Annotated in this window: 4 protein-coding genes; all 4 read left to right on the plus strand. The window is 36.2% G+C overall.

Annotated features, from left to right (window positions below; genetic code table 11):
- Positions 1–717 (plus strand): hypothetical protein (locus CEX98_RS22240; RefSeq protein WP_206780903.1); only part of this gene is annotated, 717 nt, incomplete at its 5' end.
- A complete protein-coding gene (locus CEX98_RS22245; protein ID WP_099644136.1) occupies positions 714–1172 on the plus strand; it encodes a hypothetical protein in 459 nt (152 codons plus the stop codon). The genes CEX98_RS22240 and CEX98_RS22245, both read left to right, overlap by 4 nt.
- A 663-nt stretch (positions 1173–1835) precedes the next feature.
- Entirely contained in the window at positions 1836–2210 is a 375-nt protein-coding gene (locus CEX98_RS22250; RefSeq protein WP_099644137.1) for a hypothetical protein, read from the plus strand.
- Positions 2203–2676, plus strand: coding sequence for a hypothetical protein (locus CEX98_RS22255; RefSeq protein WP_099644138.1), 474 nt, complete (start codon positions 2203–2205; stop codon positions 2674–2676). Before CEX98_RS22250 ends, CEX98_RS22255 begins: the two co-directional genes overlap by 8 nt.
- Positions 2677–2892: the final 216 nt, after the last annotated feature.

Here is a 2892-nt window from a genome sequence, read left to right on the forward strand (position 1 = left end):
AACTTTGTAGGTGGATATGCGAAGAGTTGGGCGCAAGGTCAGGCGCTTAACCTAGCGATGGCTGGGATTGGTATGGCCGTGAATAGTATTGGAAAAGAGCAGGGAGCAGTTGATACGGATGGGCATAAGGTTGAATCGAAAAGTGAAAGGAGTTCAGAAAGACATGATACCCATGAAAATAATACTTTTAATGACTCACCAGAAAATAAAAAGGCTTTGTATGATGAACTAGGTAGTGTGAATGCAAAAAGGGAAGCTAAATTGAAAGAGGGTTTATTTGAATCTCATGAAGCAGCTGCAAGATGGCTAAATGATAATGCTGGACACCTTCAAGATAAATATGGAGCTGAGGTTGGTGCTAATATTGGAAAAATTTATGGTTCAAAAACAGGTTGGGCTATTGGTGAAGTGGTAACGAGTGAACATTCTGCATTTGTAGATTTGGGTCCATCAATTATCCCCACAGGGGGAGCATATTATGACGCAACTGCAATATCTGATAATGCTGATTGGCATACACACAAATCGGGCAGTCATTATGCGTCAAAAGGCACTGGTAAAGACTCCCACAAAATGTGGAAAGTCGGTTATGTCAGTTCTGTTGGCTCTAATGGAAAAGCACATATGAGTGTTTGGGATGCCCCTTCTGTTTCTTGGCCTTTACAACCCAAAGATTATAATCAATATCAATCTTGCATAGTAGGAACATGTAAATGATAAAAATGATAAAAATGATAAAAATGATAATTTTAATAATGCTACTTTTTCCCTATAAATCGTCAGCGAGTAACACTCCTTATTTGAGTTTTATTAACTTAATAACATCTCCTGAAAGTTATAATTCAGAAGAAATTAAGCTGTCTGGTTATTTTTTAAGTACCGATGAGGGAGGGTACCTTTGCATGGATATGGAGACCTGTTATACCAGGGGTAAAGAAAGAGTTAAAGTTAAAGGGTTGAGTGAAGAAAATATAAAGAAAGTGAATAAGTGCCACGTTCAATTAAGTGGTAAATTTATTTCTTTGATTTTAGAAGATCAAAGTCATTGGCCTTTGTCTGGTTATCTTGAAGTGTCAAATAGATATTCTATTTCTTATAATGATGGCTATGAAATCGTTAATGAGAGCTGTGAGGTTTATAATGAGTACAGTAAGTATAAATATGGGAAGTGAAGTAAGCTTTAGCTTCTTATATTTTTAAGTTTAACTACAAGTAGTCGAACTAGAATATTAACGTTTTAATGCTCAGGCTGGCCGAACCAAAGCAATTCAGACTGAGCATTATTTTTATCTATGGTTCAGCTATTACTCAGCGCTTCGCGTTGTTAAGCGCTGGAGTAGAATCCTGACGATAAAAATCGTAATCCACGGCGAGATCGCACTTAGTAAAAAGGATTTAACACCCGCCTCTTGTCTGATCTAATAGCACCCGCTTTATCACTACCTACTTGTCAATATTTCGGCTGAGTTAACGGGTTGGGCTGAAAAGCAGAAAATAACGCTTCTGTATATCCAGCCCAGTAAGCTAACTCAGAATGCTTTCATCGAACAGTTCGTCGCGAATCGCTGGATTTACACATGTTCGATAGCGTTGATCAGGCACAAAGATTTGCAACTGAGTGGCCTTGGATTTACAACTAATGAAAGGCTCATCCCGCCCAAATATTTAACGCAAGCGGTTAACTAATTCTACGAATAACTACTGCTTAAAATGGGGGGTTACATTTGCTTTAGCTTGAGGGGAAGTGTTTCATCGGAACTTAATGCTAACGACCCAAGCTGAGTGTCGATAAGGTTAATTTCCGCCGTAAAGCTCACTAAAATGAGCAGGTTGAATTGTTAAAGAGTAGTTTAAAAGGTAAAGCCAAGTATAATGATAAATATGAAGTCGAAATATCTTCAAACATATCATTAGCACCTGACTTGGAAAATGCTAACTTAATAATTAATGAGTGTCCAACCCCCTGCAGTGCTGGAGATGTTTGGGATGCGGCTGCTAGGGCAAAAGTTGGTTCTGGCAATGTGATTGAGATGGTACCTTGGAGAGCTAATGAAACCACTGGAGCGCATGAATTAGGACATCTTTTAGGTTTATCACACCAGCCTGAGAATTCAGGAAGTATTATGTCATATGATGCAAATAAAAGTTTCTCTCAGCATAATGATTTAAAAAGGTTGTTTGATGCTTATAGGAGGGCTGGTTTTGAGTAGAAACTTAATTTTCATTTTCCTGCTAACAATATATTCAGCTAACGCATTGGAGGTTAATGAATATAGTATTAGTAAAAACAATTTCAGAGAAGATGTTGTTGAAGTTTTTTCTGAAAGTAAGGTTGAATTTGGATATTGCTCAAAAAAGAAAATACGTGTTACATACGTAAAGGGTGACTTTTATGTTAGTGAGAAGATTCTTTTTAGTGATGCAGGTGTAAATTGTCAAAGTTCGGATTATGTTATTTTTAACATTGAAAAAAGTAAAATTTCTGAAGGTTTTTTAAATAAAGTATTCAATATTTATAAAGGTATTCATAGAGAGGGTGGTGGATTTCTAAAGCAAGTAGTAGAAAGAGCAGATAGTGAAGAGTTGCTTTTTATTACTTCAAAAGATGATAGCCCTTTATTTTATCATGTAAATATTGATAGTTCTAAAGTTGTCAAGGAAAGGTATGAGAATTAGCTGTTTATATGGGGTGATAATTTTTGTTTAGAAAAGGTGTGCCATTTTTAATACTTTATAACATTTAAAAACATCTCGGTCAGGTCCTGTTTTGTGAGGCCTGACCCTTATTTATATAAAATTAAGTGAAATAATAAAAACAATTGTTAGCATTGATGGCTTTATATGTAATCGTATTTTCGAACAATGCTTTCGCAACGACGAACCCAGAAGTCG

Origin of the sequence: Pseudoalteromonas piscicida (genome assembly GCF_002744175.1) — a bacterium.
Taxonomy (GTDB): Bacteria; Pseudomonadota; Gammaproteobacteria; order Enterobacterales; family Alteromonadaceae; genus Pseudoalteromonas; species Pseudoalteromonas piscicida_B.